The following is an 18,300-nucleotide window of genomic DNA, read 5'->3' on the forward strand; positions in this document are numbered from 1 at the left end:
GGATCACTCCGGCCGGGCCCTCGCCCGTCCCCCTTCAGATCCGGCCGGCGATCGCCTCCAGCGCCCGGAACCAGGTGCTCGCCAGGTCCCGCACGGCCGCCTCGGACAGCACCCCGCCCGGCCACGACCAGGTGGCACTCATCCGCGAGCCGTCCCCGTGGTCGTCGGTGACGACCGAGACCGACAGCGCGTGCCCCTCGGGCATGGCGGGGTCCGGCCCGACCTCGGCGGCGTCACCCTCGTCGGCGTAGGACCAGTCCGTCGCCTCGGGCACCGAGAAGCGCCCCAGGTAGTTGAACTCGATCTCCGGCACCGGCAGCGCGGCGAGGACCCCCGCGGTCGGCGCGTGCAGGCGCCGCAGCAGCCCGTGGCCGATGCCGCCGTCCGGCTGGGCGGCGCGCAGCTCCGCGACCCGGGCCACCACCGCGGCGGTCCCGTCACCGGTCGTCAGCACGTCCGCCGCGTCGGCGGTGCCCAGGTCCAGGCGCAGCGGGTGCACGTCGGTGAACCACCCGACGGTGCGGGAGAGGTCCAGCTCCACCCCGCCCATCCCGTGACCGCCGGCGAGCTCCTCGGCCCGGCCGTGCCCCTCGGTGTCGACGACGAGCGCGCCGCCGGTCCCGTCCCCGTCCCCGTGCCGCGCGCGCCAGTCGGCGACGGCGACGGCGAGCGCCGCGAGCAGCACGTCGTCGACGCCCGCCCCGTACGCGGCCGGCACGGCGCCCAGCAGCGGGGTCGTCCGCTCCGGGGGCAGGGTCAGGGTGATCTCGCGGGTCGTCGCGACGGTGTCGACGTCGGCGCGCAGCGGCCGCTCCAGCGGCAGCGGTGCGACCCCGTCGAACAGCCCGGTCCAGTACGGCAGCTCGCCCTCGCGGGCCGCCGCGGCGTCCGCGAGGAACCGCGACCACGTCCGGAACGAGGTGTCCACGGCGTCGAGGACGGGCGGGCGCCCCTCCCGCACGTCGGCCCAGGCGGCGGCGAGGTCGGGCAGCAGGATCCGCCACGACACGCCGTCGACGACGAGGTGGTGGGCCATCAGCAGCAGCCGCCCCGGCTCGGGGCCGGCGTCGAACCAGACCGCCCGCACCACCGCGCCGGCGTCCGGGTCCAGGCCGTCGCGGGCGGCGAGCGCCGAGGCCCGGACCGCCGTGCGCAGTGCGTCGCCGTCGATCCCTGCGGCGTCGACCCGGGTGATCCACGACGCCGCGTCGACGGCGTCGGCCGCCGGCACGTGCAGCGACCAACCGCCCTCGCGGACGAGGGTCGCGCGGAGCAGGTCGTGGCGCTGCGCGAGCGCGCCGAGCACGGCGGTGAGGCCGGGCAGGTCCAGCTCGGCCGGGGTGCGGACCAGTGCCTGCTGGTGGTAGCCCGCGAACGGGCCGCCCAGCTCGCGCAGCCAGTGCATGACCGGTGTGAACGGCACGTCGCCGGTGCCGTCGTCGGCCGCCCCGATGCGGCCGACCGCGTCGGTCGCCACCTCGGCCAGCTCCGCGACGCCGCGGTGCAGGAACACCTGCCGCGGCGTGATCCGCAGCCCGGCGGCGCGGGCCCGCCCGACCAGGGTCATCGCGAGGATGCTGTCGCCGCCCAGGGCGAAGAAGTCGTCGTCGATGCCGACGCGGGGCAGGCCCAGCACGCCCGCGACCACCTCGGCGAGCACCCGCTCGCGCGGCGTGCGCGGCTCCCGGCCGGGGCCGGCGAGCGCGGCGAAGTCCGGCGCGGCCCAGTCCGCGTTCTCCAGGGCGCGGCGGTCGAGCTTGCCGGTGGACAGCAGCGGCAGCGCGTCGAGGACGACGACCGCGGCGGGCACCATGTGCGCGGGCAGCGACCGGCCGACCGCGCGGCGCAGCTCGGGCCCGTCGAGTTCCCGCCCCGCGTCACCGCTGACCACGTAGGCGACCAGCCGCGTCACGCCGCCGTCGGCGCGGGCCAGCACCGCGGCCCCGCCGACGCCGTCGAGCGCGGTCAGCGCCGCCTCGACCTCCCCCGGCTCCACGCGGAACCCGCGGATCTTGATCTGGTCGTCGGCGCGGCCGAGGTAGGTGAGCCGGCCGTGCGCGTCGAACCGGGCGAGGTCGCCGGTGCGGTAGAGCCGCGACCCGGGCGGGCCGAACGGGTCGGCGACGAACCGCTCGGCGGTGAGCGCCGGGCGTCCGAGGTAGCCGCGGGCGAGCCCGGCGCCGCCCAGGTACAGCTCCCCCGCGACCCCGGCCGGGACGGGGGCGAGCCCGTCGTCGAGGACGTGCGCACGGCTGCCGCGCACCGGGCGTCCGACCTGCGGCGCGGCGCTGTCGGCGACGTGCGCGACGAGCGCGTCGACCGTGGCCTCGGTGGGGCCGTAGAGGTTGACCGCGGCGGTGGCGCGCAGCCCGCGCAGGCGCTCCCACAGCGGCCCCGACACCGCCTCCCCGCCGAACCCGACCAGCGCGAGCGGGCAGTCGGTGCCGTCCTCGCCGAACAGGCCGACGTCGGCCATCCGCGCGAGGTAGGACGGGGTGACCTCCAGGAAGTCGAGGCCCTCGCGCCGCACGGCCGTGGTGAGCAGTTCGGGGTCGCGGCGGGTCTCGTCGTCGAGCACGTGCACGGCGTGGCCGTCGAGCAGCCACAGCTGCGGCTGCCAGGACGCGTCGAAGGCGAACGGCCAGGCGTGGCCGACGCGCAGGTGCTCGCGGCCGGTGGCGGCCACCGTCGGGTGGTGCAGCACCGCGCGGTGGCTCGCGAACAGGTTCGCGAGGCCGCGGTGCGGCACCACGACGCCCTTGGGGCGCCCCGTCGAGCCCGAGGTGTAGATGACGTACGCCGGGTGCTCCGGACGCGGCGCGGGCAGGGCGCCGCCGGGGTCCGGGAGCGCGTCGAGGTCCTCCAGCAGCACGACCGGCACGTCGCCGGCGGGCAGGGCGGCGACCGTCTCCGCCGTGGCCAGCAGCAGCACCGGTGCGGCGTCGGCGAGCGTGCCCGCGGTGTGCTCGGACGGGTTGTCCGGGTCGAGCGGCAGGTAGGCCGCACCGGCGCGGTGCACGGCGAGCACGGCCTCCAGCACGCGCGCCGAGCGCGGCAGCGCCAGCGCGACGAGCCGCTCCGGCCCGGCCCCGTGCGCGGCGAGCAGCCGGGCGAGCCGGGCGGTGCGCGCGTCGAGCTCGGCGAACGTCCACGAGATCCCGGGCGAGACCACCGCGGTGGCCCCGGGCGTGCGCGCCGCCTGCGCGGCGAACAGCGCAGGGACGGTGGTCCCGTCGACCTCCGGTGCGGGGCCGCCGTCGGCCCACGGGCCGAGGATCGTCGCGCGCTCGTCCTCGCCGAGGACGTCGATGCGCCCGACGCGGCGCCCGGGGTCGGCGACGACGGCCGCGAGCACCCGGTGCAGCCGCTCGACCAGCGTGACCGCGGTGGCGTGGTCGAACAGGTCGGCGCTGTACTCGAGCGCGCCGCCGATGCCCGCACCCTCGCCACCCGGGCCGTCCTCGACGAAGTCGAAGGACAGGTCGAACTTCGCCGTGCCGGACCCGATCTCCTCCCCGGTGACGTCCAGGCCGGGCAGCGCCGGGGCGCCGCCGTCACCGGCGAGGTAGACGACCATCGTCTGGAACAGCGGGTGCCGGGCGAGGCTCCGCGCGGGGTTGAGCGCCTCGACGAGGCGCTCGAACGGCACGTCCTGGCGGTCGAACGCGGCGAGGTCGGTCTCGCGCACCCGCGCCAGCAGGTCGGTGAACGACGGGTCGCCGGACACGTCGGTGCGCAGCACGGTCGTCGACAGGAAGAAGCCGACGAGGTCCTCCAGGGCCTCCTCGCCGCGCCCGGCGACCGGGCTGCCGATCGGGATGTCGGTGCCGGCGCCCAGGCGGCTCAGCAGCACCGCGACGGCGGCCTGCACGACCATGAACATCGACGTGCCGGTGCGCCGCGCCAGCCCGCGCAGGCCGTCGGCGAGGTCCGCGGGCACGTCCAGCGGCACCGATCCGCCCCGGAAGCTCGACTCGGCCGGGCGCGGCCGGTCGACGGGCAGCGCCAGCTCCTCGGGCAGCCCGGCCAGCGCCCCGCGCCACCAGGCGACCTGGCGCGCGGCGACGCTGTCCGGGTCGGCCTCGTCGCCCAGCAGCGCGCGCTGCCAGAGCGTGTAGTCGGCGTACTGCACGGGCAGCGGCGCCCAGGCCGGGGCGGTGCCGGTGGTGGTGCGCGCGGCGTAGGCGGTGGCGAGGTCGCGGCCCAGCGGGCCGTCGGACCAGTCGTCGGCCGCGATGTGGTGCAGCAGCAGGAGCACGAGGTGCTCGCGCTCCCCCGTGCGCACCACGGTCACCCGCAGCGGCAGCTCGCGGTCCAGCGCGAAGCCGTGCTCGGCCTCCCGGGCCAGCGCCTCCCGCGCCTGCTCGGCGCCGAGGTCGAGCAGCGCGAACGGCACCTCGGGGTCCTCGACGATCCGCTGGAACGCCTCCTCCCCGTCGGTCCCGATCACGGTGTCGGTCCCGATCACCGTGCGCAGGCTCTCGTGGCGGTCGACGACGTCGCCGAACGCGGCCCGCAGCGCGGCCGTGTCGAGGTCACCGGCGATCCGCCACAGGACCGGGATGTTGTAGGTCGCGCTCGGGCCCTCGACCTGGTGCAGCACCCAGAGCCGGCGCTGCGCGAACGAGAGCGGGAGCCGCACGGCGCGCTCCTGCACGACCAGCGGCGGACGGGCGGTGGCACCACCGGCGGCATCGACCAGGGCGGAGCCGACCAGGGCGGCGTCCACCAGGGCCGCGAGCCCGGCCGCGGTCGGCGCGTCGAACACCGATCGCAGCGTCAGCGACACCCCCAGCTCGGCGCGGATCCGCCCCACCAGGCGCATGACGAGCAGCGAGTGCCCGCCCAGGAGGAAGAAGTCGTCGTCGGCGCCGACCCGCTCCAGGTCGAGCACGCCGGCGAGCAGGGCCGCGACGGCGTGCTCGGTCGGCGTCGCCGGGGCCCGCCCACCGCTCTCCACGGCGTCCGGGGCCGGCAGTGCGGCGCGGTCGAGCTTGCCGCTCACGGCGCGCGGGAGGGCGTCGAGCGCGACGAACGCCGAGGGCACCATCGCCTCGGGCAGGACGCCGGCGAGCGCGGCCCGCAGCCCGGCCGGGTCGGCCCCGTCCACATCCCGGCCCACGACGTAGGCGACGAGCCGGGGCCCGGTGGGCCCGTCGTCGCGCACGACGACGGCGGCCTGGTCCACCCCGGGCAGTGCGGTGAGCGCGGCCTCGACCTCGCCGGGCTCGATCCGCATCCCGCGCAGCTTCACCTGGTCGTCGACGCGGCCGAGGAACTCGACGGTGCCGTCGGCGCGGCGGCGCACGCGGTCGCCGGTGCGGTACATCCGCGCGCCGGCGGGCCCCGCGGGGTCGGCGACGAAGCGGCCCGCGGTGAGGCCGGGCCGGCGCAGGTAGCCGCGCGCCAGTCCGGCGCCGGACAGGTACAGCTCGCCGGGCACGCCGACCGGGGTCGGGCGCAGCGCGCCGTCGAGCACGTGCGCGCGGGTGTTGGCGATCGGGGCGGCGTAGGGCGGCGCGCCGTCGGCGGGGCCGTGCCAGCCGTAGGCGTCCACGGCGAACTCCGTGGGCCCGTAGAGGTCGTGCACGACCGTGCCGGGCAGCGCGGTCAGCCGCTCCCACAGCTCCGGCGGCGTGTGCTCGCCGCCGACCGCGACCACGGCGGGCCGGCGGCGGCCCGGCTCGAGGAAGCCGAGCCGGTCGAGCTCGCGCAGGTAGGTCGGGGTGAGGTCGACGAAGTCGATCGCGTGCTCGTCGAGGTGGGCGAGCAGCGCGGGCGGGTCGAGCGCCACCGCCTCGTCGACGACGTGCAGCTCGTGCCCGGCCAGCAGCCACAGCACCGGCTCCCAGGAACCGTCGAAGCTGAACGAGGCCAGGTGCACCGCGCGCAGGAGGTCGCGGCCCAGGCGGGCGGCGGCCGGGCGGATGAGGTCCTCGTGGTGCGAGCCGAACAGGTTGGCCAGGCCCGCGTGGGTGCCGGTGACGCCCTTGGGCGTGCCGGTCGAGCCCGAGGTGTGGATGACGTAGGCGGCGGAGTCCGGGCGCACGGCGATCGGGGGCGGGCTCGCGGGCGGCAGCGGCCGTCCCACGTCGACCCGCTCGGGGCCCACCTCGGGCAGGCGTGCGCCGTGTCCGGCGGTGGTCAGCACCAGCGCCGGGGCGACGTCGTCGAGCACGAGGGCGATGCGCTCGGCCGGGTGGTTCGCGTCCAGCGGCAGGTACGCCGCCCCCGCGGCGAGCACGCCGAGGACCGCGGGCACGACGTGGGCGCGCGGCAGCGCGAGCGCCACGACGTCACCCGGGCCGATGCCGCGCCCGGCGAGCAGGCCCGCGATCGCCCCCACCCGCTCGGCGAGCCCGCCGAAGGTGAGGCGCTCGGAGCCGGTGACCAGCGCGACCCGCTCGGGATGGCGCCGGGCCGCGGCCGCGAACAGCGCGGGCACGGTGTCGTGCCCGACCGCGCGCGGTCGCTGCAGGGCCTCGGCCCGCTCCAGCGCGGCGAGGTCGGCGTCGTACAGGACGGCGACGTCGCGCAGGGGCCGGTCCGGGTCGGCCGCGACGGCGCCCAGCAGCACCCCGAGCCGGCCGGCCAGTGCCTCCGCGGTGGCGCGGTCGACCAGGTCGTCGGCGTACTCGAGGTGCAGGGTGACCGCGCCGGTGGCGGTGTCGTCGACGAAGGTGAAGTCGAGGTCGAACTTGGCGGTGGTGTCGGGCAGCGGGTGGTGGTGCGCGTCGAGCCCGAGCAGCGCGGCGTCGGTGCCGCTGCGGCTCTGGTAGCCCAGCATCACCTGGAACAGCGGGTTGCGGCCGGCCACCCGCGGCGGGTTGACGGCCTCGACGACGCGCTCGAACGGCACGTCCTGGTGCGAGAACGCGGCGAGGTCGACGTCGCGCACCCGGCCCAGGAGCTCGGTGAAGCTCGGGTCGCCGGACAGGTCGGTGCGCAGCACCAGGGTGTTGACGAAGAACCCGACGAGGTCGTCGAGCGCGGAGTCGGTGCGCCCGGCGATCGGGGCGCCCAGCGGGATGTCGTCCCCCGCGCCCAGGCGGTGCAGCAGGGCCGCGACCCCGGCGTGCAGCAGCATGAACATGCTGGTGCCGGTGGCCGAACCGAGCGCGCGCAGCCCCGCGACGGCGGCCGGGTCCAGTGCGGCCTCGACGATGCCGCCGCGCCCGGTCGGGCGCGCCGGGCGGGGCCGGTCCAGCGGGAGCTCCAGCTCGGCGGGCAGTCCGCGCAGCGCCCCGGCCCAGTAGGCGAGCTGGGTGTCGGCGAGCCCGCCGGCGAGCAGGTCGCGGTGCCAGAGCGTGTAGTCGGCGTACTGCACCGGCAGCGGCGCGAACGCCGGGGCGGCGCCCGCGGCGCGCGCCCGGTAGGCGGCGTCGAGGTCGGCCAGGAACGGCCGGTCCGACCACTCGTCGGTGGTGACGTGGTGCAGCACGAGCGCCACGACGTGGTCCTCGTCGGCCAGGCGCCACACCGCGACCCGCAGCGGGATCTCGGTCGACAGGTCGAACGGGCGCGCGACGAGCTCGGCCAGGTCGGCGTCGACCGACTCCCCGCCGGCGACCGCGAACGGCACCTGCGGGTCGGTCAGCACGTGCTGGTGAGGCTCGCCCTCGTGGTCGACGAAGACGGTGCGCAGCGACTCGTGCCGCGCCACGACGTCGTCGACCGCGGCGCGCAGGGCGTCGACGTCGAACGGGCCGCGCAGGCGGTGCACCAGCGGGAACGTGTACGCCGTGCCCGGCCCGGCGATGCCCTCGACGAGCAGCAGCCGGCGCTGCGCGGGCGAGGCCGGCACCCGCTCCGGACGCGGCTGCGCCACCAGCGGCGGCCGCGCCGGGCCGCCCGCCGACGCGCGGACGGCGAGCTGCTCGGGGCTGGGGGCCTCGAACAGGTCGCGGATCGCGAGCTCCGCGCCGAGCGCGGTGCGGGCCCGGCCGATCAGCCGGGTGGCGAGCAGCGAGTGCCCGCCGAGGTCGAAGAAGTCGTCCTGCACGCCGACCGCGGGCAGCCCGAGCACCTCCGCGAACAGCGCGCACAGCACCTCCTCGGTCTCCGTGGCCGGCGGGCGGCTCACGACGAGGCGGGCGGTCGGGTCCGGGTCGGGCAGCGCGGCGACGTCGAGCTTGCCGTTGGCGGTCAGCGGGAGGTCGGGCACCGGGACCAGCGCCGCGGGCACCATGTAGTCGGGCAGCGCCCGCTTGAGCGCCTCGCGCACCGCCACCACCAGCGCCCCGCCGCCGCGGGCCGCCGTCGGGTCGTTGGCGGCGGGAGCGGCGGCGTCGGGCAGGTAGAGGTCGACGGGCGTGCCGGCGCCGCGCAGCAGCACGGCGTCGACGCACCCGGGCTCGGACCAGGTGAGCTCCACCCGGTAGCCCAGCGCCGCGGCGAGGTCGTGCAGGTCCTCCTGCTCGACGGCCGTCCCGGGCGCCGCGGCGTGCCGCGCCCGCGCCGGGGGCTCGCCCGCGGCCAGCGCCGCCGCGGCGGCCACCTCGCCCGCGACGCGCGCGTCGGGGATGCGGGCCACGCGCAGCACGTCGGGCACCTGCTCGCGCAGGTGCGCGGCGAGCGCGTCGAGGTCGCCGACCTGCAGGCCCCACAGCAGGGCCGGGGCGCCGGCCACCGACACCGGGCGGCGGGGCCCGCGGTGCAGCACGGCGTCGTAGCGGTGGCGGGTGAGCTCGTTGTGCGCGCGCCCGCGGCGGGTGCGGATCGACACCGCCGTGCCCGGGACGCGCTCGGCGAGCCGGGTGAAGAACTCCGGGGCGAGCAGCAGCTCCTTCTCCCAGGCGACGGCCCGCTCCACCGCGCGGGACACCGCGGCGGCGTCGGCGCCCTCGGCCGACGGGCGGCCCAGCTCGACGGCGGTGCGGAACGTCGGGAGCAGGCCCAGGTGGCGGACGTCGCCGACGAACAGCGCGCCCCCGGGCGCGAGCAGCTCCAGGGCGCCGGTCAGCACGCGCTCGAGGTAGCCGGCGCCCGGGAAGTACTGGACCACGGAGTTGACGACGATCGTGTCGAAGCCGCCCGGCAGCCCGGACAGGTCGTGCGCGGGCCGCGCGAGCAGCTCCACGTGCCCGAGCCGGTCGGGGTCGGCCGCGACGTCGGTGCGCAGCTTCGCGATCACCGGCGGGGCCAGGTCGGTGGCCCAGTAGGCCTCGCAGTCGGGCGCCAGCTGCCCCATGAGCAGGCCGGTGCCGACGCCGATCTCCAGCACACGCCGCGGCGCGAGCTCCCGGATCCGGTCGACGGTCGCCGCGCGCCACTCCAGCATCTCCTCCTGCGGGATGGGGGTGCCGTCGTAGCTGGAGTCCCAGCCGGCGAAGTCGTCGCGGGTGACCGCCGTCGGGATCGCGGTGTACTCCTCGGAGTACACCGCCTCCCACTCCGCCACCTGCTCGGCCTCCACCGCGGCGCGCGCGGCGTCGTCGAGCGGGACGGGCACGAGGTAGCCGACCAACTTCTTCATGCCGGGGCCCGCGTTCTCGTCGGGCACGGCGACGACGGCCGAGCGGGCCACGCCGGGCTGCGCGTCGACGGCGGCCGCGACCTCGCCCAGCTCCAGGCGGTGGCCGCGGATCTTGACCTGGTCGTCGGTGCGGCCCAGGAAGTCGATGATGCCTCCCGCGCGGCGGCGCACCAGGTCACCGGTGCGGTACATCCGCCCGCCCGGCACGGTCGGGTCGGCGACGAACCGCTCGGCCGTGAGACCGGAGCGGTCGAGGTAGCCCCGGGCCAGGCCGGCCCCGGCGATGTAGAGCTCGCCCGGGACTCCGTCGGGCACGGGCCGCAGCCACGCGTCGAGGACGTGCGCGCGGGTGGCGCGGATCGGGCGGCCCACCGTGGGCGTGGGGCTGTCGTCGGTGCCGCCGCCGAGGGTGTTGATCGTGTACTCGGTGGGGCCGTAGAGGTTGTAGCCGGTGGTGCCGGGGGTGTCGCGCAGCCGGTTCCACACGGCGTCGGACACGGCCTCGCCGCCGAGGAGCACCAGCGGCGGGCGGTGCGCGCCGTCGAGCAGCCCGGCGTCGAACAGGTGGTGGGCGTAGGTCGGCGTCACGTTGACGACGTCGACGGCGTGCGCGTCGCAGTAGGCCACCAGCGCCTCGGCGTCGCGGCGCAGCTCCTCGTCGCAGACGTGCACCTCGTGGCCCTCGACGAGCCAGAGCAGCTCCTCCCACGACATGTCGAAGGCGAAGGAGACGGTGTGCGCGATCCGCAGCCGCCGCCCGCCCTCCGCGGCGACGACCGGGTCGAAGATCTCCCGGCGGTGGTTGAGCTGCATGTTGGTCAGGCCCCGGTAGGGGGTGACGACGCCCTTGGGCCGGCCCGTCGAGCCGGAGGTGTAGATGACGTAGGCGGGGTGGTCCAGGCGCCGCGGGCGCGACGGGGCGAACGCGCCCAGCTCGGCGTGGGACAGCGGGCCCGCGGGCAGCGCGGCGCGCTCGGTCACGACGGCCGGGTCGTCGAGCAGCACGGTCGGCAGGTGCGCGGCCGTGCCGGCCAGGCGCCCGGCGACGGGCACGGTCGAGAGCACGCACAGCGGCTCGGCGTCGTCGAGGGTCGCGACCAGCCGCTCGGCCGGGTGGTCCAGCTCCAGCGGCAGGTACGCGGCGCCGGTGCGCAGCACGGCGAACAGGGCGACGACGGTCTCGGTCGAGCGGGGCAGCGCCAGCGCGACGACCCGCTCGGGGCCCGCGCCGCGCGCCAGCAGCAGCCGGGCGGTGCGGTTCACCGCGGCGTCCAGCTCGGCGTAGGTCAGGCGGCGCTCGCCCGAGACCAGCGCGACCGCGTCGGGGGTGGCGGCGGCCTGTGCGGCGAGCAGGTCCGCGACGGTCTCGCCGCCGGTCGGTTCGAGCGCGACCCCCTCGGCCGGCCGCTCCCCCGGCAGCACCGTGTCGAGCCGCGCGACGGGCACCGACGGGTCGGCCAGCAGCTGCCCGAGGATGAGGGTGAAGCGGGCGAGGTGGGCGTCGGCGGCCGCGGGGCCCACGACGTCGGGGCGGTGCGACACCAGTACCTCGTAGCGCTCCCCCGGCGTGACGACGAGGTTGAGCGGGTAATGCGTGGCGTCCACGTTGGACAGACCGGTGACGCCGAACCGGGCCAGGGCCTCGCGCTGCGCGGTGTCGGCGCCGCGCATGACGAACAGGGTGTCGAACAGCCGCCGGTGCCCGGACCCGCGCTGGATCGGGCCCAGGCCCATGCTCTCGTGCTCGGCGAGCGCGAGGCGCTCGTCCTGCACCCGCGCCAGCAGGTCGAGCACGGGCTCGTCGGGAAGCAGCCGCATCCGCGCGGGCACGGTGTTGAGGAACAGGCCGATGGTGTCCTCGACGCCGGGCACCTCGGCCGGGCGGCCCGCCACCGCCGTGCCGAACACGACGTCGGTGCGCCCCACCGCCGACGCCAGCGTGAGGCCCCACGCGGTGCTGAACACGGTGTTCGCGGTCAGGCCGTGCTCGTGCGACAGCGCGCGCAGCCGCTCCCCCGTCGCGGCCGGCAGCACCGCCTCCACGACACGGGGCCCGCGCGTGACCGGCGTGCCGGCGGGGTCGACGAGCGTGGGCTCGGCCAGCCCCGCCAGCGCCTCGCGCCAGGCCTGCGCGCCCCGCTCGGGGTCGCGGCCCTCCAGCCAGCCCAGGTAGTCGGCGTAGGAGCCGGGCTCGGGGAGCCCGTCGGCCCCGCCGGCGTAGTGCGCCAGCAGGGAGGTCAGGAACAGCCAGGCCGACCAGCCGTCCCACAGCAGCAGGTGGCGGTTGACCACGATCCGGTCGGTGTCGCCCAGGCGCAGCACCAGGATCCGGAACAGGGGCGGGCGGTCGAGCGCGAAGCGGGTCGCGCGGTCGGCGGCGAGCACCTCCTCGACGCGGGCGGCGCGCTCGGCCGCGGGCAGCGCCGACAGGTCGATCTCGGTGACCGGCGGCTCCAGGTGCTCCGCGACGAACTGCACGGGCCCGGGCAGGCCCTCGCCGGTGAACCCGGCCCGGATGCCGTCGTGGGCGGCCAGGACGGCGGCGCACGCGGCGCGCAGGCGGTCGAGGTCGACGCGGTGGTCGAGGTCGACGGCCTCCTGCACGGTGTAGGCGTCGCCGGTGCCGCCGGAGTCGAAGCCGGCGTGGAAGAACAGGCCGTCCTGCAGCGGCGAGAGCGGCCACACGGCGGCCACCGGCACCGGGCTGACGCGCCGGACCTGGGCGAGATCGGCCTCGGGCACGGCGGGCAGGGCCGGGGCCGGCGCGGCTCCGGGCGCGGGCACGGCGGCGTCGCCGAGCAGCGCCGCGATCCCGGCGGGCGTGCGCCCGGTGAACACCTCGCGCGGCCCGACCGGCAGCCCGGCCCGCCGCGCGCGGCTCGACACCGAGATCGAGGAGATGCTGTCGCCGCCCGCGGCGAAGAAGTCGTCGTCGGCGCCGCACCGGTCGAGGCCGAGCACGTCGGCGAAGACCGCGCAGAGCACCCGCTCGGCGGGCGTGCGGGGCTCGCGGCCCTGCGCGGCCGGGAGGGCGGTGGACGTCAGGGCGGCGGCCGGGGCGGGCAGGGCGGCGCGGTCGAGCTTGCCGCTCGGGGTGAGCGGCAGGTCGTCGAGCGCGACGACGGCGGAGGGCACCATCGCGGCGGGGAGCACGGTCTCCAGGTGGGCGCGCAGTGCGGCGGGGTCGGCGGTGGCCGCCTCTGCCGGCACGACGTAGGCCACCAGCGCGGGCGACGGGCCGTCGTGGCGGACGACGACCGCGGCGCGCGCCACGTCGTCGCGCGCCACCAGGGCCGCCTCGATCTCGCCCAGCTCGATGCGGTTGCCGCGGATCTTGACCTGGAAGTCGGTGCGCCCCAGGTACTCCAGCGCGCCGCCGGGCAGGCGGCGCACGAGGTCGCCGGTGCGGTACATGCGCTCGCCCGGCGCGGCGGGGTCGGCCACGAAGCGGCCGGCGGTGAGGCCGGGGCGGCCGTGGTAGCCGCGGGCCAGCTGGACCCCGGACAGGTACAGCTCCCCCGCGACGCGGTCGGGCACCGGCCGCAGGCAGCCGTCGAGCACCTGCAGCCCGGTGTTCCAGACCGCGCGCCCGATGGGCACCGACGCGCCGTCCTCGCCCGCGCAGGCGTGGTGCGTGACGTCGACGGCCGCCTCGGTGGGCCCGTAGAGGTTGTGCAGCGGCACCCCGGTCGCGGCCGTCCAGCGCCGCGCGTCCCCGGCGGGCAGGGCCTCCCCGCTGCTGAACACGCGGCGCAGGCTCGCCGACCACCCCGGCTCCAGGTCGGGCTCGACGGCCAGGAACGCCGCCAGCATCGACGGCACGAAGTGCATCGTGGTGATCCGCGCGTCGCGGACCAGCCCGGCGAGGTAGGCCGGGTCGCGGTGGCCGTCGGGGCGCGCCAGCACGACCGCCGCGCCCTCGCACAGCGCCCAGAAGAACTCCCACACCGACACGTCGAAGGTGGCGGGGGTCTTCTGCAGGACGCGGTCGTCGGCGCGCAGGCCGTACTCGTGCTGCATCCAGGCGAGGCGGTTGACGATCGCGCGGTGGGTGACGACGACGCCCTTGGGACGGCCCGTCGAACCCGAGGTGAAGATCAGGTAGGCGGCCTGGTCGGGACGCGCGCGGCGCACCGGCGCCGTCGGCCCGTAGCCGTCGACCGCCACGCCGGGCACGCCCGCGACACCCGTGCCGTCGGCGGTGACCACGACGGCCGCACCGGCGTCGGCCAGCATCGCCGCCACCCGCTCGGCCGGCTGCTCCGCGTCGACCGGCAGGTAGGCCGCGCCCGCGCCGAGCACGCCCAGCAGCGCCACGACCAGCTCGTTCGACCGGGGCACGGCCACGGCGACGACGGCGTCGGGCCCGGCTCCGCGGGCGGCGAGGCGCCCGGCCAGCGCGCCCGAGCGCGCGAGGAGCGCCGCGTAGGTCAACTCACCGCGCTCGTCGGCCACCGCGACGGCGTCGGGGGTGCGCGCGGCCTGCGCCTCGATGAGGTCGAGCAGGGTCGCGGGCGGCACCTGCCGCTCGTTCCGGTCGGTGTCGGCGGTGCCGAACGGGAGCGCGGCGACGGACGTGTCGAGGCCCGCTGCCATCGCGGTAAGGATCCGCCCGAGCTGCCCGGCGAGCAGCGCGGCGGCCTGCGCCGACACCCGCGCGGGGTCGTGCTTGACGGTCAGGCCCAGCTCGTCGCCGGCGTCGACGATCAGCGCCACCGGGTAGTGCACGGCGTCGAGGACGTCCACGCCCGTGACCTGCAGCCCGGCGGCGGGCGCCTGCGCGCGCGGGTAGTTCTCGATGACGACGAGGGTGTCGAACAGCTCGGGCAGCCCCGCCGCGCGCTGGAGGTCGCCGAGGCCGACCTGCTGGTGGTCCAGCAGCGCCGTGCCCGCGTCCTGCACGCGCGCGAGGACGTCGCCCAGCGCGTCGGCCGGCGCCCAGCGCAGCCGCACGGGCAGCGTGGTGATGAACAGCCCGACCGCGTCCTCGACGCCGTCGACGGCCGCGTCGCGACCCGACACCGTCGACCCGAACACGACGTCCCGCTCGCCGGTGAGCTGTCCGAGCAGCAGGCCCCAGGCCGCGTGCAGGGCGGTGCCCAGCGTCGTCCCGCGGGCGCGGGCGGCACCGACGAGCGCGGCCGTGGTCGCGGCGTCGATCCGGCTGTGGTGCTGGGCGTGGACGCCGGTCGCGGGAGCAGGGACTCCTGCCGGTGCCGGCAGGGCCGGCACCAGGTGCGTCGGGCCGTCGAGTCCGGCCAGCTCGGCGCGCCAGGCGGCCAGCGCGGCGTCGGTGTCGCGGCCGGCGAGCCAGCGGAACCAGTCGCGGTGCCGGGCCCGGGCGGCGGTGTCGTCGACCGGGGCGGCGCCGCCGGCGACGCGGCGCCCGTAGCGCTCGAGCAGGTCGCGCACCAGCACCACGACCGACCAGCCGTCGACGACGACGTGCTGGAACGTCACGACCAGCCGGGCGGTGCCGTCACCGGGCCGCACGAGCGTGGTGCGCAGCAGCGGGGGCCGGGCGAGGTCGAAGCGCTGCGCGCGGTCGGCGGCGAGCAGGGCGTCGAGGTCGGCCCGGTCGTCGAGGTCGACCTCGGCCCACGGCAGCACGGCGGTGGGCGGGACGACCTGCACGACCCGGCCGTCGTCGAGCTGGTGGAACCCGGCCCGCAGCTGCGGGTGGGCGTCGAGGAGGTCCTGGGCGGCGCCGCGCAGGGCGGCGGCGTCGATGCCGGTGCCGGTGCCCGTCTCCAGGTGCAGCACCTCCTGGATGAGGTAGGCGTCCGGGCCGCCGGCGTCGAGCGCGGCGTGGAAGAAGAACCCCTCCTGCAGCGGCGACACGGGCCAGACCTCGCCGGCGGCGGCGAGCGGGTGCCCCTCGGGCAGCGCGACGAGCGCGCCGGGGTCGGCGCCGGCCTCGCCGGTCGCCTCGACCTCCGGCGCGAGGGCGGCGACGGTGCGGTGGGTGAACACCTGCCGCGGGGTGACGGTCAGCCCGGCGGCGCGGGCGCGCACGACGAGGCGGATGGACAGGATGCTGTCGCCGCCGAAGGCGAAGAAGTCGTCGTCGACGCCGATCCCGGGCACGCCCAGGACCTCGGCGAACAGCGCGGTCAGCAGCTCCTCGCGGGCCGTGCGCGGGCGGTGCCCGGTGACCTGCGCACCGAGGTCGGGCGCGGGCAGCGCCGCGCGGTCGATCTTGCCGCTGGTCAGCACCGGCAGTGCGGGCAGCGCGACGACCGCGGGCACCATGTACTCGGGCAGGCTCGCGACGAGGTGCGCCCGCACGCCGGCGACGAGCACGGACACGTCGCGGAACGGCGCCGGGCGGTTCGTGGACGGCCCGGTGCGCCCGGTCGCGGGGCGGAACGCCGGGCCGGGGTCGACGCCGGGGCGCGACAGCACGGCGTCGAACCGGCCGTCGGGGGCGTCCGCGGTCCAGGTGAGGTCGACGCGGTAGCCCAGCTCCGCGCCGAGGGCGTGCAGCCGCTCGGGGTCGACGCCCGGCTCCGGCGCGGGGCCGCCGTCGACCGCGGCCAGCGCCGCGAGGTCGGCGGTGAGCCGCCCGTTGGGCATCCCGGTGACGCGCAGGACGTCGGGCTCGGCGCTCAGGTCCTCGGCCAGCACGTCGAGGCCGGCCCACGGACGCTCGACGGCGGCGGCGGGCTCGCGGGGCGCGTCGGCGCGCAGGACCACGTCGTAGCGGTAGCGGCTGAGCTCGTCGTGGGCGGTCGCGCGCTTGAGCGCCACCTCCGCCGCCGACAGCCGCGGCTCCGCCTCCGCGAGCTCGGAGAAGAAGGCGGGGTCGCACAGCAGCTCGCCCTCCCAGGCGACGGCCGCGTCGAGCGCGCGGTGGTCGGCGCCCCGGCCGCGCGCGGCGGCCACCCCGGCCCGGAACGCGCGCAGCAGCCCGGCGTGCCGGACGTCGCCGACGAACAGGGCGCCGCCGGGGGCCAGCAGCGCGACCGCGGAGCGCAGGACGCCGGCCAGGTACTCCCCCGACGGGAAGTACTGCAGCACCGAGTTGACGACGACCGTGTCGTAGCCGCCGGGGAGTCCGGCGAGGTCGTGGGCGGGGCGGGCGTGCAGGTCGACGCGCCCGGCCAGCTCGGGGTCCGCGGCGACCCGGCGGGTGAGCGACGCGACGGCCTGCTCGGACAGGTCCAGGCCGGTGTAGCGCTCGCAGTGCGGCGCGACCTCGGTGAGGATCAGGCCGCTGCCCACGCCGATCTCCAGGACGCGGCGCGGCGCGAGGTCCCGGATGCGGCTCACGGTCGCGTCGCGCCAGGCGCGCATGTCCTCGCGCGGGATGGCGGTGCCGTCGTAGGTCGAGTTCCAGCCGGCGAAGTCCTCCTCGTCGGCGGCGTAGAGCAGCTCGTGGACCTCCTTCCAGTCCTCGACGCGCCCGTCGTCCCCGGACCGGTCGTCGCCCCCCTCTCTGCCCCCGCCGTCCAGGCGCGGCACGACGTAGGCCACGAGGCGCCGGTCGCCGGGGCGGTCCTCGCGGACGACGACGGTCGCCTGCGCCACCCCCTCGTGGGCGCGCGCCGCCGACTCGATCTCGCCGGGCTCGATCCGGTAGCCGCGGATCTTGACCTGGTCGTCGACGCGGCCCAGGAAGTGCAGGTTCCCGTCGGCGTCGGTGCGGACGAGGTCGCCGGTGCGGTAGAGCCGCCCGCCGGGCGTCCACGGGTCGGCGACGAACCGCTCGGCGGTGAGGCCGGGCCGGCCGAGGTAGCCGCGGGCGAGCCCGGGCCCGCCGAGGTACAGCTCCCCGGGCTCCTCGCCGGTGACGGGCGCCAGCCGGTCGTCGAGGACATGCACCGCGGTCATCGGGTCGGCCACACCGATCGGCACCGACGGGCCGCGCAGCCGGTCGGGGTGGGCCTCGCCCAGCGTCGAGTTGACGGTCGCCTCGGTCGGGCCGTAGGCGTTGAACATCCGCCGGCCGCGGCCCCAGCGCCCCACGAGCTCGGGCGAGACCCGCTCGGTGCCCGCCAGCAGGGTGGCCGGGGGCAGCGTCAGCTCGGCGGGCATCGCTGCGAGCAGTGCGGGCGGCAGGATCATGAACGTGACGCCGTGCCGGTGGGCGTACTCGGTCAGCTCGGGGCCGGGCACGCGGCGCTCGGACGGCACCACGACCAGCCGCCCGCCCGAGAGCAGGCCCAGGCACAGGTCCCAGAACGCGACGTCGAAGCTGGGCGAGGCGAACTGCAGAACCCGGCTGTGCGGGCCGATGCCGAACCGTTCGACCTGCGTCGCCACCAGCTTCGCGACGCCGGTGTGGGACAGCACCACACCCTTGGGCCGCCCGGTCGAGCCCGAGGTGTAGATGACGTAGGCCGCGCCGAGCACGTCGACGTCGGGCTCCGGGACCGACGTCGGTGCCGCCGCCAGCGCGTCGACGACCGCGGGGTCGTCGAGGAGCAGGTGCGGCACGTCGTCCGGGAGCTCCGCCGCGAGCGCGGTCGTGCTGACGATCACGGCGGGCCGGGCGTCTGCGGCCATGTAGGCGATCCGGACGGCCGGGTAGTCGGGGTCCAGCGGCAGGTACGCGGCGCCGGCCTTGAGGACCGCCACCTCCGCGACGATCATGTCGACCGACCGCGGCAGCGTCAGCGCCACCACCCGCTCCGGCCCCGCCCCGAGCGCGGCGAGCACGTGCGCGAGCCGGGACGCGCGCGCGTCGAGCTCGCCGTAGGTGAGCTCGACGTCCTCGAGCACCAGCGCCACCGCGTCCGGTGCGCGCCGGACCTGCTCGGCGAACAGGGCGGGCCAGGTCGCCGCAGAGGTCGGACGTGGTGCGGACATGCGTGTACTCCCGG

General features: G+C 77.5%; 1 protein-coding gene. It reads right to left on the reverse strand.

What is annotated here, in order from left to right; genetic code table 11:
- Positions 1–34 precede the first annotated feature (34 nt).
- Positions 35–18,286, reverse strand: coding sequence for a non-ribosomal peptide synthetase (locus I4I82_RS03670; protein ID WP_225920499.1), 18,252 nt, complete (start codon positions 18,284–18,286; stop codon positions 35–37).
- Between the last annotated feature and the right edge of the window lie 14 nt (positions 18,287–18,300).

This window comes from Pseudonocardia oceani (assembly GCF_019263585.2).
Classification (GTDB): domain Bacteria; phylum Actinomycetota; class Actinomycetes; order Mycobacteriales; family Pseudonocardiaceae; genus Pseudonocardia; species Pseudonocardia oceani.

Coding starts and splice junctions, on each gene's coding strand:
- I4I82_RS03670 (WP_225920499.1), bottom strand. CDS start 18,286: ATGTCCGCACCACGTCCGACCTCTGCGGCGACCTGGCCCGCCCTGTTC.